The following is a 17,189-nucleotide window of genomic DNA, read 5'->3' as shown; positions in this document are numbered from 1 at the left end:
CCCCCCTGTGGTGAGGGAGCTTGCTCCCGCTTGAGTGCGAAGCACTCATATAAAAAAGGGGCTGCTGCGCAGCCCAGCGGGAGCAAGCTCCCTCGCCACAGGGATTCGGGTGAATTTCAAGTGAACAGCATGCCCACACATTGGGTTGCATTTCACTTCTGGATCAATGCCCCGCCGAAGCCGGCCCAGCCTTCGCCGCAAACGGCGGCTTCGCCAGCCACACCAGCACGATCAAGCCCATGAACGCCCAGCCCAACAGCGTGAAGTAATCCACGGTGGAGAGCATGTACGCCTGGCTGGTAAGGACCTGGTCAAGCCGGGCATAAGCCGGTGTGCTCGCGCCGCCAAGCTGGTTGAGTGCCTCGCGGGTGGCCGGCTCGAAGGTGCTGATGCTTTCGCTCAGGTAGGCATGGTGCTGGTCGGCCCGGCGGATCCAGATCCAGGTGGTCAAGGACGCGGCAAAGCTGCCGCCCAAGGTCCGCAAGAACGTCGCCAGGCCCGCGCCGTCGGCGATCTGGTGCGGCGGCAAGTCCGACATCAGGATGCTCAAGGTCGGCATGAAAAACAACGCCACGCCGATGCCCATGAACAATTGCACCATCGCAATGTGCTGGAAATCCACCTCGTTGGTGAACCCGGCGCGCATGAAGCAGCTCAGGCCGATAGCCAGGAACGCCAACCCGGCCAATACACGCAGGTCGAACCGGTGGGCGTACTTGCCGACGAAGGGCGACATCAGTACCGGCAGGATGCCGATGGGGGCCACCGCCAGCCCGGCCCAGGTGGCGGTGTAGCCCATCTGGGTCTGCAACCACTGCGGCAGGATCAGGTTGATGCCGAAGAATCCGGCATACCCCCCCACCAGCACGATGGTGCCGATGCGAAAGTTGCGGTAGGCGAACAGACGGAGATTGACCACCGGGTGGCGGTCGGTCATTTCCCAGATCACGAACACCGCCAGGGCAATGATCGAAATCAGCGCACCGATGATGATGAAGTTCGATTCGAACCAGTCCAGGTCATTGCCTTTGTCGAGAATCACCTGGAGCGCGCCGACGCCGATGATCAACGTGATCAAGCCCACGTAATCCATCGGTTGATGGCTGGTGACCACCGGTCGCGCCTTGAGCTGCTGTTGCACCACGAGCGCGGCGAAGACACCGATGGGCACGTTGATGAAGAAGATCCACGGCCAGCTGTAGCTGTCGGTGATCCAGCCACCGAGGATCGGCCCGGCAATCGGCGCCACCACCGTGACCATCGCCAGCAACGCCAGGGCCATGCCGCGCCTGGCCGGTGGGTATACGGCAATCAGCAGGGTCTGGGTCATCGGGTACAACGGCCCGGCCACCAGCCCCTGAAGTACGCGAAAGCCAATCAGCTCCGGCATCGTGGTGGAAATACCACACAAGAACGACGCGAGCACGAACAGCATCGTCGCCCACAAAAACAGCTTCACCTCGCCAAACCGCCGGCTCAGCCAGCCAGTAAGCGGCAAGGCAATGGCGTTGCTCACCGCGAACGAGGTGATCACCCAGGTGCCCTGCTCCGAGCTGACGCCCAGGTTGCCGGAAATAGTCGGCAAGGCGACGTTGGCAATGGTGGTGTCAAGCACTTGCATGAACGTCGCCAGCGACAGCCCGATGGTGCTGAGCAACAGGCTGGGCGGCGTGAAAGACGCGTTATTGCTCATTGCGAAATCCTATGAAACGAAGGTGGCGAAATCGTTCGGGGCAAGGCACAGAACCTGTGGGAACACACTGCCGTTCATCAAGGTCGCTTGAACCACCGTGGCGAGGGAGCTTGCTCCCGTTGGCTGCGCAGCAGCCCTTTTTGTGAGCGCTTCGCACTCAAGCGGGAGCAAGCTCCCTCGCCACAGATTCAGTGGTTCCCTTGAATGAACTGTGGTGGTGTGGGAGCGATCCGCCCGGAGCAAGCTCGCTCCCACAGGTTCATGCCATGACTGACTAGCGCTGCGCGGTCTTGCTCGCAGCCGCACTGTTGTCGTGGATCAGGCGCGCGATCATCGCGTCGGCATCGGTCAGTTGCTGATCGTAGACCTGGGTGCTGAACGAGGCTTTCTGCGGCGGCTGTTGGGCCAGTACCGGGCCGCTCTGGTCGTGCAGGTCGACGTTGACCAGGGTCGACAGGCCAATGCGCAGCGGATGCTTGGCCAGTTCCTGGGCATTGATGTGAATGCGCACCGGCACCCGCTGGACGATCTTGATCCAGTTACCGGTGGCGTTCTGCGCCGGTAGCAAGGCAAACGCGCTGCCGGTCCCGGCGCCAAGGCTGTCGATAGTGCCGCTGTACTTCACATCGCTGCCGTACAGGTCGGCTTCGATCTCCACCGGCTGGCCGATGCGCATGTCGCGCAGTTGGGTTTCCTTGAAGTTGGCGTCGATCCACAGCTGATCCAGCGGGATCACCGCCATCAACGCCGTGCCCGGCTGCACCCGTTGGCCGAGTTGCACGGTGCGCTTGGCGACGTAACCGGTGACGGGTGCGATCAAAGTACTGCGGGCGTTGGCCAGGAAGGCCTGACGCAGCTGCGCGGCGGCGGACTGCACGTCGGGATGGGACGACACCACGGTATCGTCGACCAAGGCGCTGGTGGTCTTGAGCTGTTGCCGGGCATTGGCCAAGGCGTTCTGCGCCGAGGTCAGGTCATCCCGGGCGTGAGACAGTTCCTCCTTGGAAATCGCCCCGCCGGCCGCCAGGTTCTTGCGTCGGCTGTAGTTTTCCTGGGCCTTCTGCACTTCGGCCTCTTGCGCATTGACCTGCGCCCGCATGCCATCGACGTTGCTGTACAAGCCACGCACCTGGCGCACGGTCCGCGCCAGGTTGGCCTGGGCACTTTGCAGCCCGACTTCGGCGTCGTTCGGGTCGAACTGCACCAGCACCTGGCCTTCACGCACCAGGTCGCCGTCGTCGGCCCCGATGCTCACCACGGTGCCGGTGACCAGCGGCGTGATTTCCACCACGTTGCCGTTCACATAGGCATCGTCAGTGCTTTCGCTCCAGCGACCATACAGTTCGTGCCAGGCCCAGACGCCCAGGCCCGAAAGAATGACCAGCAACGTCAGTGTCAGCAGCATGACCTTGCGCTTGCGTGGATTACCGTCTTGCGCATGTTCGGATTGAGTCGTTTCGGCAGTCGCCATGACAAGTACCTCGAATCAGTTATTTGGCGTGGTAGCGGCCGGGGTGGCCGCCGCCAGGGTCTGGGCCTCGAAACCGCCACCCAGGGCCTGCATCAGTTGGATCGACAAATCGATCTGCTCGGCATTCAGGTTCGCCAGTTGGCGCTGGGCCTGGAGCAATTGCTGCTCGATGCTCAGCACGTCCAGGTAATTCCCGATGCCCGAGCCGTAGCGCTGGACCACCGTGTCGTAGGAGCTCTGTGCGATATCGGTGGCATGTTGCTGGGCACCGATCTGGCGAGCGATGTCACGCAATTGGTTGATGGTGTCGCTGACATCCCCAAGGGCCGTGACCAGGCTCTTGTTGTATTGCGCCACCGCCAGGTCGTAATCGGCGTCCCGGGCATCCAGGTCCGCCCGCAAGCGGCCGCCATCGAAGATCGGCAGCGACACCGTCGGCCCCACATTGAAGAAGCGGCTGGCCGAACCGAACATCGCATCGCCCAGCAACGACCGGGTTCCGGCGGCTGCGCTCAAGTTGAGATTGGGGTAGAAGTTGGTCTTGCCGGCCTCGATGTTCTTGCTCGCCGCCTCGACCCGCCAGCGTGCCGCGACCAGGTCCGGACGACGCCCCAGCAACTCGGCCGGCAGGTTCGACGGCAAGGCGACCGCGCTGGCTTGCAGCACGTTGGGCCGGGGGATTTCATGGCCGCGGTCCGGACCTTTGCCCAGCAACACCGCCAGGGCGATCTTGGCGCTTTGCAGGCGTTTCTCTGCGTCGATCAGGGTGGCGTCGGCGCTGGCTTCCAGGCTTTCGGTCTGTTGGAACTGATATTCGCTGTCGATCCCGGCAGTGAGGCGGCGCTTGCCCAGGTCGAGCATCTGCCGGGTGCGCTTGAGGTCCTCGGAGGCCAGGTCATAAATAATGTGGGCCTGGCCCAGGTCGCTGTAGGCCCGGGCCACGTCGGCGGCCAGGGTCAGTTGCGCGGCCTGGCGATCGATCTCGGCGGCGCGGGCCTGGCCGAGGGCGGCTTCCCAGGCGGCACGCTGGCCACCCCAGAGGTCGAAGGTGTAATTGAAGTCCACACCTAACGTGCGCAGGGTGCTGTACGCCCCGCCCTGCCCTTGCGGGTCCTGGTCACGGGACAGGCGCGAACGGCTGGCGCCGCCGCTGGCATCGAGAGTCGGCAGGCGCGCCGCGTTGGCAGCATAGGCCGCGGCACTGGCCTGATGCACCCGGGCGCTGGCGATCTGCATGTCCGGGCTATCGCGCAGGGCTTCACGGATCAGGCCGTCGAGTTGCGGGTCGCCGAGGCTCTTCCACCAATCGCTTTTCGGCCACGCGGCCTGCGACAGCGTGACGCCGTTCAGGGATTGCCCGGCCTTGAGGCTCTGGGCCTCCAGGCTGACGCCTTCGGTCTTCAGGCCGCTGTAGCTGGCACAGCCCGCCAGGCTCATGGCCAAGACCACCAGGCTTAATCGGGTACGCAAGGTTTTACACTTCATTTTTCCCCCATTCGCGACACGGTAATGGGGTCACCGGCGGCGAGCAGAATTTTCTTGAGGATCTGTTCGAGGGTTTGCAGCTCCTCGGGGCTGATGGCGCTGGCCAACTGGTTCATGGCCTCGGCACCGATAAACGGCAGGCGATCGGCAAGGGCCTGGCCGGCTTCGGTCAGCACCAGGCGCACTTGCCGGCGGTCCTGGGCGGAGCGTTCACGGGCCAGGAAACCTTTCTGTTCCAGGCGATCGAGCATCCGCGTCATCGAGCCGCTGTCCAGGGACAGGTAGCGACACAGCTCGGCCGGCGTCTCGATGCCGTACTGGGCCATGATGATCAACACCTTGAACTGCGCGGCGGTGATGCCGACGGGTTCCATATGAGTGTCGATGATCCGGTCCTTGAGCAGCGCGGTACGGCCGAGCAGCATGCCGAGATGGCAATTGTGAAAGTTGTCTGGAGTGAAATGCTTCATCTGACCACCGTTTGCTGCCTAGGCAGTGAATGTATGTCGAGATATTACTGCTTAGGCAGCGAATGTCAATCGAATAGTTAGCTTGCTATTCATGACGAGCAGACGCAGAAACAAAATGTGGGAGCGGGCTTGCTCGCTCCCACATTGGGGATTTGGGGAAGGGTTAGAAATCGCGCTTGTAGAAGATGTCCAGCGAGCTGGCGACGCCGCTTGCGGCTTCGAGGTAGACCTTCTTGCTGAGCTTGTAGCGCAGGGCGATGGTGTTGGCCGGTTCGAACACGCCAACGCCGTAGCGCAGGCTGAGTTTTTCCGACAGGTTGCCGCTGGCGACCACGCTGGTGGCATTGCCGCTACCCTGGGTGTCGAGCTGGAAATCCTCGATCCCCAGGTTATTGGCCAGGCTGGTGGTCACGCCCGAGCTGCCCATCAACCCCAGGCCCAACGCTGCCTGGGCGAGCATGTTGTTGTCCTCGCCGGTGGTGCTCAGTGGCCGGCCCAGCACCAAGTAGGACAATGCCTGCTCCTGGCTCATGGCCGGTTCCGAGAAAATTTGCGTGGCCGGTTGCTCGGCGCTGCCGCTCAAGCGGATGCCGGCGATCACGTCGTCGGTCTGGCGAATCGCTTCGATGTCCAGATAGGGCTGGTCGATGGGCCCGGCGAACAGCAACCGCGCCCGTCGCACCGTCAGCCGTTGCCCGTAGGCCCGATAACGACCGTCGTTGAGCCAGAGCTCGCCGCGGGTGTCCATGTTGTCGCCGATGTGCACTTGCCCCTGGACGTTGGCCGTCAGGCCGAAACCCGAGAACGCGAGTTTGTCCTGGCCGACGATCACGTCGATGTCCATCGCCATGGCCAGCGGCGCCTTGCCCTCCTCGGTCTGGTGGCCGACGATCACCGTGTCATCCGACACCTTGACGGTGGACGGCGGCAGTTCGCGGACGGTGATCTCGCCTTTGGGCACCAGGACCTTGCCGGCAATGGAAAGCTGCTCGCCCTGCATCGTGATGTTCAGGTCCGGGGCGACATCGAGCACCGCGTACGGTTCGACGGTGACCGGCAGTTGCGAGCCCTTGAGAGCCAGGTTCAGGGTCAGGGCATCGCCCCAGCCGATGTTGCCGTTCAGGCTGCCCTGCCCGCTCTTGCCACTTTTCCAATTGCCATTGAGCTGTACCGCTTCGCCGGTAATCGTTGCCCGCATCTGCAAGGCTTCGAGGCTGACCGGCAGTTCCGGGCCAGACACTTCGCCGTCGCTGAGCACCAGGTTGCCGTTGACCTGGGGCGCGAGCAAACCACCGGACAAGGTCCCGCTGCCGTTCAGGTGACCGGTGAGGGTTTCCACCATCGGCACGAATGGCCGGGCCACGGACAGGTCCAGGCCGGTCAGGCGGAACGAGCCGCTGATGGGTTTGCTGGCGAGCATGGGGTTGATTTGTACCTGGAGCATCAGTTCGCCGAGCCTGGCGCCGGCGAAATTCAGGTCGGTGTCGATGCGCTTGGGGGTCAGGCGGCTGTTGAGCGTGAGGGTCTGGTACGGGAAGTCCAGCCATTGCGTCTTATCGCCCTCCTTGTCCCGGATCCGTAAAGTACCGCCGCTGGCGTCCACCAGGACCCGGCCGTTCGGGCCGCTGGCCGGCAGGTCCAATTGCAGGTCCGCGTTGAGCCGGCCCTGCCAGGCAAAATCCTTGGGCATCCACTGGGCCAGGCTTTCGATGGGGAATTGCTTGAGGTGATAGCGCAGCTTAGGCTCCGGCATCAGCCGCTGGTCTTCACCGCACAGGCTGGCATCAAAGGAACGCCAGCAATGAGCGCCGACGTTGAGCGTGCCATCGGCCAGGCGCTCCAGTTTCGCCGGGGCTTGCAGGCGCCAGGCTTGGCCGCCGGCCTGTACGTCGCCGCTGGCCAGGCGCCCGCGCCAGTTGCCCTGGTCGAGCGCGCCATCGAGGGCCAGGGTCGTGTCGAGCTGCGGCCCTTGCAGGTCCAGGTTGAGCTTCTGTTGTTTGATATCGCCCTGGCCGCTGACCGTCAGCACGCCCAGCGACGTTTCGCCGACGCGGATGCCGCTGGCCTTGAGGTCGAGCTTGCCGCGCTGGGCGCTGTCGAGGGTCGCGTCCAGGTTCAGGCTTTGCAGGCGGTTGTCCTGGAAGGCCAGTTGCGTGCCTTGCAGGCCGAGCTTGCCTTGGGGGGCCTTGAGTGTGCCGGCCACGTCGACACGGCCGATGACTTGGCCACGCAATTGCGGCCAGAGTTGAGCCAGGCGTGCGAGCTTGATGTCGATCTGGCCGGTCAGTTTCTCTTGCAGGCTGGCACTGCCGTTGATGCGATTATCCCCCAGGCGAATGTCCAGCGCGCTGAGCGTCCACTGCTCGCCAGCGCCGCTGGCCTTGGCCTGGAGCACCGCTGGCTGGCCGCGCAGTTTGCCCTTGAGGTCCAGGTCCGCGTCGAGATCGAGGCGGTCGTTCTTCATCGTCCCTTTGCTGCGCAATGGCCCGGCCAGGGTCCCGGGCAGTTCGCCAAGCCAATACGCCGGGTTGATGGCCGACAGTTGCAGCGCCGTGTCCCAGGCAATGCCATCGGCAAATTGCAGGCTCAGGTGCCCTTCGGCCTTGCCCTGCCCCGCGGCGAGCTTGAGTTGCGGCAGATGGATCTGCGTCAGGTTGCCGCTGAACGGGCTGTCCAGGCTGAAAGCCCCGGCGGGTCCGTCCAGCGCGGCCTGGAAATTGCCCAGGTAGTTGCCATCGGTGTACGAGACTTCGCCATTGAAGCTGCGCAACGTCACCTGCGGCTCGTCGATCAGCGGATACAGGCGATGCCAGGGGAAATCCAGCCAGGCGACTTTCGCCTCGGCGCTCAAGCCGTCGCGCCAGTCCACTTGCCCGCTGAGTTTCAGGCTTTGCTGATTGCCGGCGTCCAGATCCAGGCCGGCGATCCGTGCGCCATTGGCGTCCACCGTGCCTTGCAGCAACAACGCCACCGCCCCTTTTTCGGCGGGCAGCGTCGCTTTGCCGAGCAGTTGATAGCCGTTTTTCAGATCGCCTTCGCCGGTCAATTCCAGCTGATTGAGCACCAACGTGTCCGGCAGATCGGCACTGGCCTTGAAGCCGTCGGCGCTGATGCGCACCTTGGCGGGCAGGTTGTCCGCCAGCGGTTGCAGTTCACCGCTCAACTGGCCTTGCAGGTAACCGCTGCTGTCGGCCTTGAGGTTGAGGGTCTTGAGCAGGTTGCCGTCGACTTTCAGGTCCAGCGCCCAGGGTGTGGTGCCCGGCGCCGGCAAGGTCAACCGGCCCTCGGCGCGCAACGGCCAGTCACCTCCCGGCTTCAGCAGGCCGGAGAGTTTCAGGCTCAGTTCATCGCGCTGCAATTGCACCGAATCGATCTGCATGCCCTCGGCGGTCCAATGGGCAACCAATTGCAGCCCCTTGAGCTGCTCGCTGCCGTTGAACGACAGGCTGCCGACCTGCACATCGCCCAGTTCGATGGCGAGCGGCAAATCCAGATCCGGCAAGCTGATCGGGCCGCTGCTCGGTTCGTCGGCAGAGGCAGGCAATTGCAAGGCGACCTGGTCGGCCTTGAGCTGTTCGATGCACAGGGTCATGCGCGCCAGGCACAGCGGCGACCAGGCGAATATCAGCCGATCCACCTCCACCCGACTGGCGTCCTGCTGCCACAGCACGTGATCGGCGCTCCACTGCCCGCCCAGCCGGCCCTGGAAATTCTCCACGGTCAGCCCCGGCACCAAGCCGAGGGCCCAACGGCTGCCGAATGCCGTGCCCAGCACAATGCTCAAGGCCAGCACGACCGCCACCACCCCCCCGGCGAGCGCCAGCAGCGTTATCTTCAAACCACGCGTCACAGCTCAGGCCCCATGGAAAAGTGCAAGCGGATGCCGCCGTCGTCGTCCATCGCATGGGCCAGGTCGAGGCGGATCGGGCCCACCGGCGAAACCCAGCGCACGCCGACGCCCACGCCGGTCTTGAGGCTCGGCAGTTCCAGGCTGTTAAAAGAGTTGCCCTGGTCGATGAACGTCGCCACCCGCCATTTTTCCGCGATGGAATATTGATATTCGAGGCTGCCGGCGACCATGTAGCGACCACCGATACGGTCGCCCTCGGCGTTTTCCGGCGACAGGCTCTGGTAGTCGTAACCCCGTACGCTCTGGTCGCCACCGGCAAAAAAGCGCAGGGATGGCGGGATGGATTTGTAGCCATTGGTGGCGCTGCCGCCGATCTGCGCCCGCGCCAGCAAGCGATGCTTGTCGAACACCGTGGTCAGGCCCTTGACCATGGCGGTGCCGTATAAAAGATTGTTGTCCGAGCCGAGCCCTTCCTTGGCGACCTTGGTGTCGAACTGCAAGCGGTAACCGTTGTGTGGATCGATGCGGTTGTCGCTGCGCAGGTAGGAATAGCTGAGGCCCGGCATCAGCAATGTGCTCAGGCCCGCATCGTCGCCGAGGCGATATTCCTCGCGCTGCCACTTGAGCGACACCACCCGCTGCCAGCCGCTGGGCAACTTGCTGTGCCATTCCGGGCCCACGGTGAGCAGTTTGCTGAGGCTGTCGGTGCCGGCCAGTTCTTCATATTGATAACCGCCGGCGTAACGTATCTTGTCAGTCAGCGGCGGATCCAGCGGCACGTCGTACCACAAGCCGACGTTCTGCCGAGGCGCCGACACTTCCGCTTCCCAGCCATAACTGTGGCCCTGGGGGTTGACCCAGTGGCGCGTCCAGTTGGCTTTGACCCGTGGGCCGACATCGGTGGAAAACCCCAGGCCCAGGCCCATGGTGCGCGGCTTGCGCGTATCAAGCTTGACCGCCACCGGGATCACGTTGTCGGTGGCCGCCGTCGGTGCGGCATCCACCCGGACGCCTTCGAAATAACCGCTCGATTGCAGGGCCTGGTTGAGCTCTGCAATGAGTTCGGAGTCGTACGCCGTGCCGGCCTTGAACGGCACCATGCGCTGCAGCAGGTCTTCGTCGAACGGTGTGTCGCCCTCAAAACTCACCGGGCCCAAGGCATAGCGCGGACCGCTGTCGTAAATCAGTTCGATGTCGGCGATGCCCGCCTGGGGGTCAACCAACAGCTTCTGCCGAGTGAAGCGCCCACTGAAAAAACCATAACGCGAAGCCTGGTTCTGGATGATTCGCTTGGCGTCTTCGTAGCGACCATGGTTGAGCACCGCGCCGGGCTTGAGGGCGGCGTTGCTGGGTACGCGAAAGGCTTTGAGCGATGCCGCCGGGCCATCAATGCGCACGGTGACGTTGCGTAAATGCACAGGCTCGCCGGGGTCGATGGTCAGCACCAGGCGTGGGTCCTTGCCGCCCTTGACCTCACTGTCGATCTGCGGCTGGTAGTAGCCCAGCGCCTGGGCGGCCTTGCGCGCCTGCTCCTCGGCACCACGGCTGAAGCGCAGCAAGGCCTCCTCGTCACGATCACCCACGCCGCCGATGTAACCTTCTACGTTGGCCTTGAGTTCATCGTTGGACGGCTTGACCCGTACTTCCAATTCACTGTTTGCCAGCGCCACGCAGCTGAGGGACAGCAAGAGCGCGCCACTGGTCATTCTTCCTGGGAGGTTCATGGCGCGGATGCTATCACGAGCGTAGGTGCTTGATAGAGCCGGACATTTCGCAAAAGTTCGGCCGACTATGCCGTTGCGCTTTGCAGAACCTGCGGGTTGGCGTGGAAGAACACATGCTCGCGGATCGGTCCTACCGCCACTTCACCGATTTCCTCATAACCCTGGCGTTTATAAAACTCAAGGTAACGTGGGTTGCCGGTGTCCAGCACCACGCCCTGGGAATGCTCGTCCACCGCACACCAGTTATGCACCGCCTCGAGCAACTGTTCACCGAAATGCTTGCCCTGGAACTGAGGGTGCACGCCCAGCAGAGGCAATACATGGACCGCATCCGACGGCAGGCAGGCCAGCACCGCCGCGTGGTATTCCAGGTAGCGCCGGGTGCAACGAAAACCAGTACTCAGAACCATGCGCAGGCGCCAGGCCCAGCTTTCGGTGATGCCCAGGCGCCGCTGCGGCGGAGCGATCAGGGCGATGCCGATCAGGCGGTCGTTGACCAGCAAGCCGATGGCCGGCAAATCTTGGAGAAAATGCTGCTTGACCAGCTCACGCACCGTGGCCCGTACCCGCTGTTCATAACCGGGACGCTCGGATTCGAACAGGTAGCTGAAGGTCGGCTCGTGGCGATAGGCCTGATACAGCAACGAACGGGCTTCACGGGAATAACCACTGTCGAGCATATGGATGTCGGCGATGGCGGTGGCGGTTTCGGGCATGGCGTTGGATCTCCTGGGGCGAGGCTCGGTGAGGCCCTGCTCTTATTGAGTACGAACCCGATAGGGTCGTGATCGTTCCTACATGCAAAGGACATTAGCAGCGCATTTGTCCTACTGCCACGCTGGCTCCCTTCCCACATGTCAGCTAGCATCGCAGTTTTGCCAGGACAGCCGACCATGAAGATCGTCTCCTTCAACATCAACGGGCTGCGCGCCCGTCCCCATCAGTTGGCGGCGCTGATCGAGAAGCACCAGCCGGACGTGATCGGGCTGCAGGAAACCAAGGTCCACGACGAACAATTCCCCCTGGCCGAGGTGCAGGCCCTGGGCTACCACGTGCATTACCACGGGCAAAAGGGTCATTACGGCGTCGCCCTGCTCTCCCGCCAGGCGCCACTGAGCCTGTACAAGGGCTTCGAGGGCGACGACGAGGACGCCCAGCGGCGCTTCATCTGGGGCACCTTCGCCGATGCCAACGGCGTGCCGGTGACCATCATGAACGGTTATTTCCCACAAGGTGAAAGCCGCGACCACCCGACCAAATTCCCAGCCAAGGAACGTTTCTACAGCGATTTGCAGCAACTGCTGGAAAGCCGCTTCAGCAACGATCAGCCGGTGGTGGTGATGGGTGACGTGAACATTTCCCCGGAAGACTGCGACATCGGCATCGGCCCGGACAACATGAAGCGCTGGCTGAAAACCGGCAAATGCAGCTTCCTGCCGGAAGAACGTGAATGGATGGCGCGCCTGAAGAACTGGGGCCTGGTGGACAGCTTCCGCCACCTGAACCCGGACGTCACCGACCGCTTCAGCTGGTTCGACTACCGCAGCCGCGGTTTCGAGGACGAGCCCAAGCGCGGCCTGCGCATCGACCTGATCCTCACTTCCCATGGCCTGCTGCCGCGGGTCAAGGACGCTGGCGTGGACTATGAGCTGCGGGGCATGGAAAAACCGTCGGACCACGCGCCGATCTGGTTGCAGTTGAGCTGATCGAGCCCCCTGTGGGAGCGAGCTTGCTCGCGATAGCGGTCCTGCCGTCACATTGGTCTTGAATGTGCCGCCGTCATCGCGAGCAAGCTCGCTCCCACATTGTATTTGGGTACTCCGTCGCACCCCTGTCACCTTTCAGTAACCTGACTGACTTAATCTTCCGGCACTTCCTCAGGTTCAGAAGGTGCCGGCATGCGGCTGTGTGTTGTGGTTTTCATGGGCCTCTGGCTGCCGTTCTTGGCATGGGCCGGCCATTTACCCATTCCCGAACAGGGCCCAGCCTTGCGCCTCCAAGGCTCCAATACCATCGGCGCGGCGCTGGGGCCGGCTCTGGTCAGAGGTTTGATGGAAGATCAGGGCCTGCTCAGGGTCAGCAGCGAAATCACCGGGCGCGACAACGAGCAGCGCATCGTCGGCCTGACCGCCGATGGCCGACGGGTGGAAGTCGACATCGCGGCCCATGGTTCGAGCACCGGTTTCGCCGCCCTCAAGCAGGCCAGCGCCGACCTGGCGGCCTCTTCCCGGCCGATCAAGGACAGCGAACGGAAGGAATTATCGTCCCTCGGCGATCTGAAAAGTCCCACGGCCGAGCAGGTCATCGCCATCGATGGACTGGCGATTATCCTTCATCCGCAAAACCCGTTGCGTCAGCTCGACACTGTGCAACTGGCACGAATATTCAGCGGCGAGGCGAAGATCTGGGAAGCGGTGGGCGGCGTTGGCGGGCCGATTCATCTGTATGCCCGGGATGAACAATCTGGCACCTACGATACCTTCAAGGAATTGGTGCTTGGCCGACACGGTAAGCGGCTGGATCCCACAGCGCGACGCTTCGAATCCAGCGAACAGTTGTCCGACGCCGTCAGCCAAGACCCGCAAGGCATCGGTTTCATCGGTTTGCCTTACGTACGCCAGGCCAAAGCCTTGGCGATTGCCGACGGTGATTCTCAACCGATGTTGCCGCTGAACCACCTGATCGCCACCGAGGACTACCCCTTGTCCCGCCGGCTGTTCTTCTATTTACCTCCCTGGGAAACCAACCCGTGGGCCACGGCACTGGTCGAGTTCACCCAAAGCGACAAAGGCCAGGCCATCGTCGCGGCGAACGGGTTTATCGCCCAAACCGTCCAGGCCATGGCCGTCACGCCGAATGCACTGATGCCCGAGGGTTACCAGGCCCTGAGCCGCCACGCCCAACGCTTGACCGTGAATTTCCGCTTCGAAGAAGGCAGCGCCAGCCTGGACAACAAGGCCCACCAGGATCTGAGCCGCGTACTCGACTATATAAAGCAGCATGGCAAAACCGATCGACGCGTGACACTGGTGGGGTTTGGCGACGCCAAGGACGACCCGGCGCGGGCTGACCTTCTGTCCAAACTGCGGGCCATGGCGGTGCGACGTGAACTGGTCAAGTACGGCGTGACCTTGCGGGAAGTGCGCGGCTTCGGCGCGCTGATGCCGGTGGCGGCCAATAGTGAAGATGAAGGAAGGATCAGGAATCGGCGGGTGGAGGTTTGGGTTTACTAGGTCCAAAGGCCGGACACCTCTCCCACGGCAAACCTCATTCCCGTGGCGAGGGAGCTTGCTCCCGCTGGGTAGCGAAGCCGCCCCAAAATGGACTGACGCGGTCTTTCAGGTGGACCGCATCAGCCGGTTTTACGACTGCTTCGCAGCCGAGCGGGAGCAAGCTCCCTCGCCACAAGAGCCGTGTGTTTATCCCGCTGATTTCGATATAGGACCAAGCTCCGTCGCCTTGCGCCATTACTTACAACTACGCCAGAATCCGCCGGTTTGTACGCCTTAGTGGCGGGCACAACGTCGAACCGCGCTAGCCGCCCCACCCCATTGATCGTTCCCACGCTCTGTGTGGGATGCATCCCGTGACGCTCTGCGTCACCTTCCAGAAGCGGAACGCGGAGCGTCCCTGGCGGCATTACCACGCAGGAGCGTGGGAACGATCGAAGCGCGCTAGCCGCTGCAGCTCGCACACAAGGGGATCAGCGGTGGGTTTGAGGCAGTGTTCAACCCTGCCCAAACACCTGCGAAGGCCTGCGCAGCAACGGGTCGAACGGCTTGATCCGCGGTCCGATCAGGGCCGCCTCGCGCTTGAGCTCCACCATCATCGGCAGGCGATCGGACCCCAGGCGGTCGCTCACCGTTGCCACGCTCAAGGCGGCCACGGCTCGGCCGTCACGGTCGAGGATCGGCAATACCTGGAAACGGTGATTGCCGTGGATTGGGACCAGGTCAACGAGCAACGCCCGGCCTGGAACGCCCGCTGGAACCGCAGCATCGAGCGCTAGCGCGAATTTTACAGTTATCATGCGGCCATCTCGGGCTTAGTGCCTGAAGATAACCTGTGGCGAGGGAGCTTGCTCCCGCTGGGCTGCGAAGCAGCCCTCACCCCTGACACCAAGGTGTGTCAGACTGATTGCATAGCCGCTTTTGGGGCTGCCATGCAGCCCAGCGGGGGCAAGCTCCCTCGCCACAGGTTCTTGTGCCCTCCCCTTGATCAACAGCGACCCCATCCATGCACACCCTCGCCCAACTACGCGCCGGCCAGCTCTGCGGCATTACCCGGCTGGACCTGGCCTGCGGCTTGACGGAGTTTCCCCGGGAAATCTTCGACCTGGCCGATTCCCTCGAGATCCTCAACCTCAGCGGCAATCAGTTGGACACGCTGCCCGACGACCTGCATCGGCTGACTCGCCTGCGCGTACTGTTCTGTTCCGACAACCGCTTCACTGAACTGCCCGAATGCCTGGGCCGTTGCAGCGCGCTGACCATGGTCGGTTTCAAGGCCAACCGCATCAACCGCGTCACGGGCGCCGCACTGCCGCCACTGCTGCGCTGGCTGATCCTGACCGACAACTGCGTCAGCCGCTTGCCGGATGAACTGGGCCAACGCCCCTATCTGCAAAAACTGATGCTGGCCGGCAACCGTTTGCAGCAGTTGCCGGCCAGCCTGGGCCAGTGTCATCGCCTCGAACTGTTACGCATCGCCGCCAACCAACTGACCGAACTGCCGCAATGGCTGCTCACGTTGCCAAGCCTCAGTTGGCTGGCCTACGCCGGCAACCCACTGGAAACCCAGGCGCAAGCGACTGCCCTGAAAACCACGACGCCTATCGAATGGTCGCATCTGGAACTGCAACGACAACTGGGCGAAGGCGCGTCGGGGGTGATTCATCAGGCGCTCTGGCAGACGCCCGGCCAGGCGGCACGAAAGGTCGCAGTGAAGTTGTACAAGGGCCAGATGACCAGCGACGGCTCGCCCCTGCATGAGATGCATGCCTGCATCACGGCCGGTCGCCACTCGAACCTGATTGAGGTGCTGGGTCAGGTTGCCGGGCACCCCGAGCAACAGGCCGGGCTGGTGATGGCGCTGATCGAGCCCAGCTACCGTAACCTCGCCGGGCTGCCGAGCCTGGCGTCATGCAGCCGCGACGTGTATGCCGATGAACTGCGCCTGAGCGCCCCGGTGGCCTTGCGCATCGCCCACGGCATTGCCTCGGTGGCGGCGCACCTGCACCGCCATGGCATCACCCATGGGGATCTCTACGGGCACAATATTCTGTGCGATGAACAGGGCGATTGCCTGCTGGGGGACTTTGGCGCGGCGTCGTTCCACGCCACCACAGACAACCTGCAAACCCGCGCGCTGCAACGCATCGAGGTGCGGGCCTTCGGGATTTTGCTGGGGGAATTGCTGGCGCGGATCGAACCGACGCTCAGTGCTGAGGAACTGGCAGCGTTACAGGATCTGCAGGTGCGTTGCTGTCAGCCAGAGGTGTTGGCGCGGCCGGGGTTCGATGAGATCAGGCAGCTGTTGTCCAGCTTCTAATCCACTGATTCAATCGACGTCATCGGTTGATCGCCCGAACCTTTGTGGCGAGGGGATTTATCCCCGCTGGGCTGCGCAGCAGCCCCCAAAACTCTGCCGAGTCAGCCAGACATACCCAAGTTGTCTGGTTTCAGGGCCGCTTCGCGGCCCAGCGGGGATAAATCCCCTCGCCACATGTCCATCCCGTCCCTGGTCCAAGCAGGGTGGGGGTTAACCGGCCAAGCCGACAAACATGTCCTGCACGTCATCGTGGTTGTCGAGGCCTTCGAGGAAGGCTTCTACTTCAGCCATCTGCTCGTCGGTCAGGCCACTGACCGGGTTTTTCGGCTGATAGCCCAGCTTGGCCGACAATACGGTGAAACCCTGCTCCGGCAAGGCCTTCTGTACGGCATCGAGGTCGGCAGGATCGGTGAGAAACAACGTCGCGCCTTCTTCGCCCGGTTCGAAATCCTGGGCACCGGCCTCGATGGCGGCCATTTCCGGATCGGCGTCCGGGCTGTCCGGCGCGGCTTCGATCATGCCGACATGGTTGAAGTCCCACGCCACCGAACCCGAGGCGCCGAGTTGGCCCTTGCGGAACGCGACGCGAATTTCGGCAACAGTGCGGTTGATGTTATCGGTCACGCATTCAACGATCAGGGGCACCTGGTGCGGCGCAAACCCTTCGTAGGTGACGCGGTGGTATTGCACGGTTTCACCGAGCTGGCCAGAACCTTTCTTGATCGCACGTTCCAGGGTCTCGCGGGGCATCGAGGCCTTCTTCGCCTGTTCGACCACCAGTCGCAAGTGCGCGTTGGTCGCGGTATCAGCGCCGTTGCGCGCGGCAATGGTGATTTCCTTCACCAGCTTGCCGAAGATCTTGCCCTTGGCGTTGGCAGCCGCTTCTTTGTGTTTAACCTTCCACTGTGCGCCCATTACTCACTCTCTTGTCTGACGCGCCGAGACA

11 protein-coding genes and 1 pseudogene are annotated in these 17,189 nt (G+C 63.0%); 3 read left to right on the top strand and 9 right to left on the bottom strand.

The features are described from left to right. Window positions 1-163: 163 nt before the first annotated feature. The 7 genes from V7773_RS08755 to V7773_RS08725 all read right to left on the bottom strand — a co-directional run bounded on the left by V7773_RS08755 (window position 164) and on the right by V7773_RS08725 (window position 11,409). Window positions 164-1,693, bottom strand: a complete 1,530-nt coding sequence (locus tag V7773_RS08755) for a DHA2 family efflux MFS transporter permease subunit (protein ID WP_336073044.1) — start codon at window positions 1,691-1,693, stop codon at window positions 164-166. Window positions 1,694-1,967: 274 nt separating this feature from the next. Continuing rightward, complete coding sequence (locus V7773_RS08750) at window positions 1,968-3,164, bottom strand: HlyD family secretion protein (protein ID WP_072339768.1); 1,197 nt, start codon at window positions 3,162-3,164, stop codon at window positions 1,968-1,970. Between the two features lie 15 nt (window positions 3,165-3,179). Beyond that, window positions 3,180-4,649 (bottom strand): efflux transporter outer membrane subunit, encoded by a 1,470-nt coding sequence (locus tag V7773_RS08745; RefSeq protein WP_336073042.1) that lies wholly within the window; start codon window positions 4,647-4,649, stop codon window positions 3,180-3,182. Further along, complete coding sequence (locus tag V7773_RS08740) at window positions 4,646-5,119, bottom strand: MarR family winged helix-turn-helix transcriptional regulator (protein WP_058546840.1); 474 nt, start codon at window positions 5,117-5,119, stop codon at window positions 4,646-4,648. Before V7773_RS08740 ends, V7773_RS08745 begins: the two co-directional genes overlap by 4 nt. Window positions 5,120-5,282: 163 nt before the next feature. Continuing rightward, on the bottom strand, window positions 5,283-8,969 hold the full coding sequence (locus V7773_RS08735; protein WP_336073041.1) for a translocation/assembly module TamB domain-containing protein: 3,687 nt from the start codon (window positions 8,967-8,969) through the stop codon (window positions 5,283-5,285). Beyond that, complete coding sequence (locus V7773_RS08730; RefSeq protein WP_336073039.1) at window positions 8,966-10,693, bottom strand: autotransporter assembly complex protein TamA; 1,728 nt, start codon at window positions 10,691-10,693, stop codon at window positions 8,966-8,968. The genes V7773_RS08735 and V7773_RS08730 overlap by 4 nt, the downstream gene beginning before the upstream one ends. A 65-nt stretch (window positions 10,694-10,758) precedes the next feature. Further along, the gene (locus tag V7773_RS08725; protein ID WP_003203682.1) at window positions 10,759-11,409 is read right to left on the bottom strand and encodes a GNAT family N-acetyltransferase; all 651 of its coding nucleotides are present in this window, start codon (window positions 11,407-11,409) and stop codon (window positions 10,759-10,761) included. 177 nt (window positions 11,410-11,586) lie between these two features. On the opposite strand from V7773_RS08725, the gene xthA reads away from it, so the two are divergent. Next, on the top strand, window positions 11,587-12,399 hold the full coding sequence (xthA, locus tag V7773_RS08720) for an exodeoxyribonuclease III (protein WP_003203684.1): 813 nt from the start codon (window positions 11,587-11,589) through the stop codon (window positions 12,397-12,399). A 192-nt stretch (window positions 12,400-12,591) separates the two neighbouring features. Continuing rightward, complete coding sequence (locus V7773_RS08715; RefSeq protein ID WP_336073037.1) at window positions 12,592-13,926, top strand: phosphate ABC transporter substrate-binding/OmpA family protein; 1,335 nt, start codon at window positions 12,592-12,594, stop codon at window positions 13,924-13,926. A gap of 494 nt (window positions 13,927-14,420) precedes the next feature. Here the strand turns inward: V7773_RS08715 and V7773_RS08710 are convergent. Then, window positions 14,421-14,609 (bottom strand): annotated as a pseudogene (locus V7773_RS08710) (IclR family transcriptional regulator); the annotation flags it as partial. Window positions 14,610-14,929: 320 nt separating this feature from the next. Here V7773_RS08710 and V7773_RS08705 point away from each other — a divergent pair. Next, the gene (locus tag V7773_RS08705) at window positions 14,930-16,243 is read left to right on the top strand and encodes a leucine-rich repeat-containing protein kinase family protein (protein ID WP_092223881.1); all 1,314 of its coding nucleotides are present in this window, start codon (window positions 14,930-14,932) and stop codon (window positions 16,241-16,243) included. 210 nt (window positions 16,244-16,453) lie between these two features. On the opposite strand, the gene V7773_RS08700 is transcribed toward V7773_RS08705, so the two are convergent. Next, a complete protein-coding gene (locus tag V7773_RS08700; protein ID WP_003199952.1) occupies window positions 16,454-17,158 on the bottom strand; it encodes a YebC/PmpR family DNA-binding transcriptional regulator in 705 nt (234 codons plus the stop codon). Window positions 17,159-17,189 lie beyond the last annotated feature (31 nt).

Source organism: Pseudomonas sp. 3JA, from assembly GCF_036961705.1.
Taxonomy (GTDB): domain Bacteria; phylum Pseudomonadota; class Gammaproteobacteria; order Pseudomonadales; family Pseudomonadaceae; genus Aquipseudomonas; species Aquipseudomonas fluorescens_Q.
Note: the sequence above shows the minus strand (reverse complement) of the source record. Positions and strands in the feature narration are given on the sequence as shown.

Excerpts from the sequence above, each read along its gene's own strand:
- V7773_RS08755 (WP_336073044.1), bottom strand. The coding sequence starts at position 1,693 with ATGAGCAATAACGCGTCTTTCACGCCGCCCAGCCTGTTGCTCAGCACC.
- V7773_RS08750 (WP_072339768.1), bottom strand. The coding sequence starts at position 3,164 with ATGGCGACTGCCGAAACGACTCAATCCGAACATGCGCAAGACGGTAAT.
- V7773_RS08745 (WP_336073042.1), bottom strand. The coding sequence starts at position 4,649 with ATGAAGTGTAAAACCTTGCGTACCCGATTAAGCCTGGTGGTCTTGGCC.
- V7773_RS08740 (WP_058546840.1), bottom strand. The coding sequence starts at position 5,119 with ATGAAGCATTTCACTCCAGACAACTTTCACAATTGCCATCTCGGCATG.
- V7773_RS08730 (WP_336073039.1), bottom strand. The coding sequence starts at position 10,693 with ATGAACCTCCCAGGAAGAATGACCAGTGGCGCGCTCTTGCTGTCCCTC.
- V7773_RS08725 (WP_003203682.1), bottom strand. The coding sequence starts at position 11,409 with ATGCCCGAAACCGCCACCGCCATCGCCGACATCCATATGCTCGACAGT.
- xthA (WP_003203684.1), top strand. The coding sequence starts at position 11,587 with ATGAAGATCGTCTCCTTCAACATCAACGGGCTGCGCGCCCGTCCCCAT.
- V7773_RS08715 (WP_336073037.1), top strand. The coding sequence starts at position 12,592 with ATGCGGCTGTGTGTTGTGGTTTTCATGGGCCTCTGGCTGCCGTTCTTG.
- V7773_RS08705 (WP_092223881.1), top strand. The coding sequence starts at position 14,930 with ATGCACACCCTCGCCCAACTACGCGCCGGCCAGCTCTGCGGCATTACC.
- V7773_RS08700 (WP_003199952.1), bottom strand. The coding sequence starts at position 17,158 with ATGGGCGCACAGTGGAAGGTTAAACACAAAGAAGCGGCTGCCAACGCC.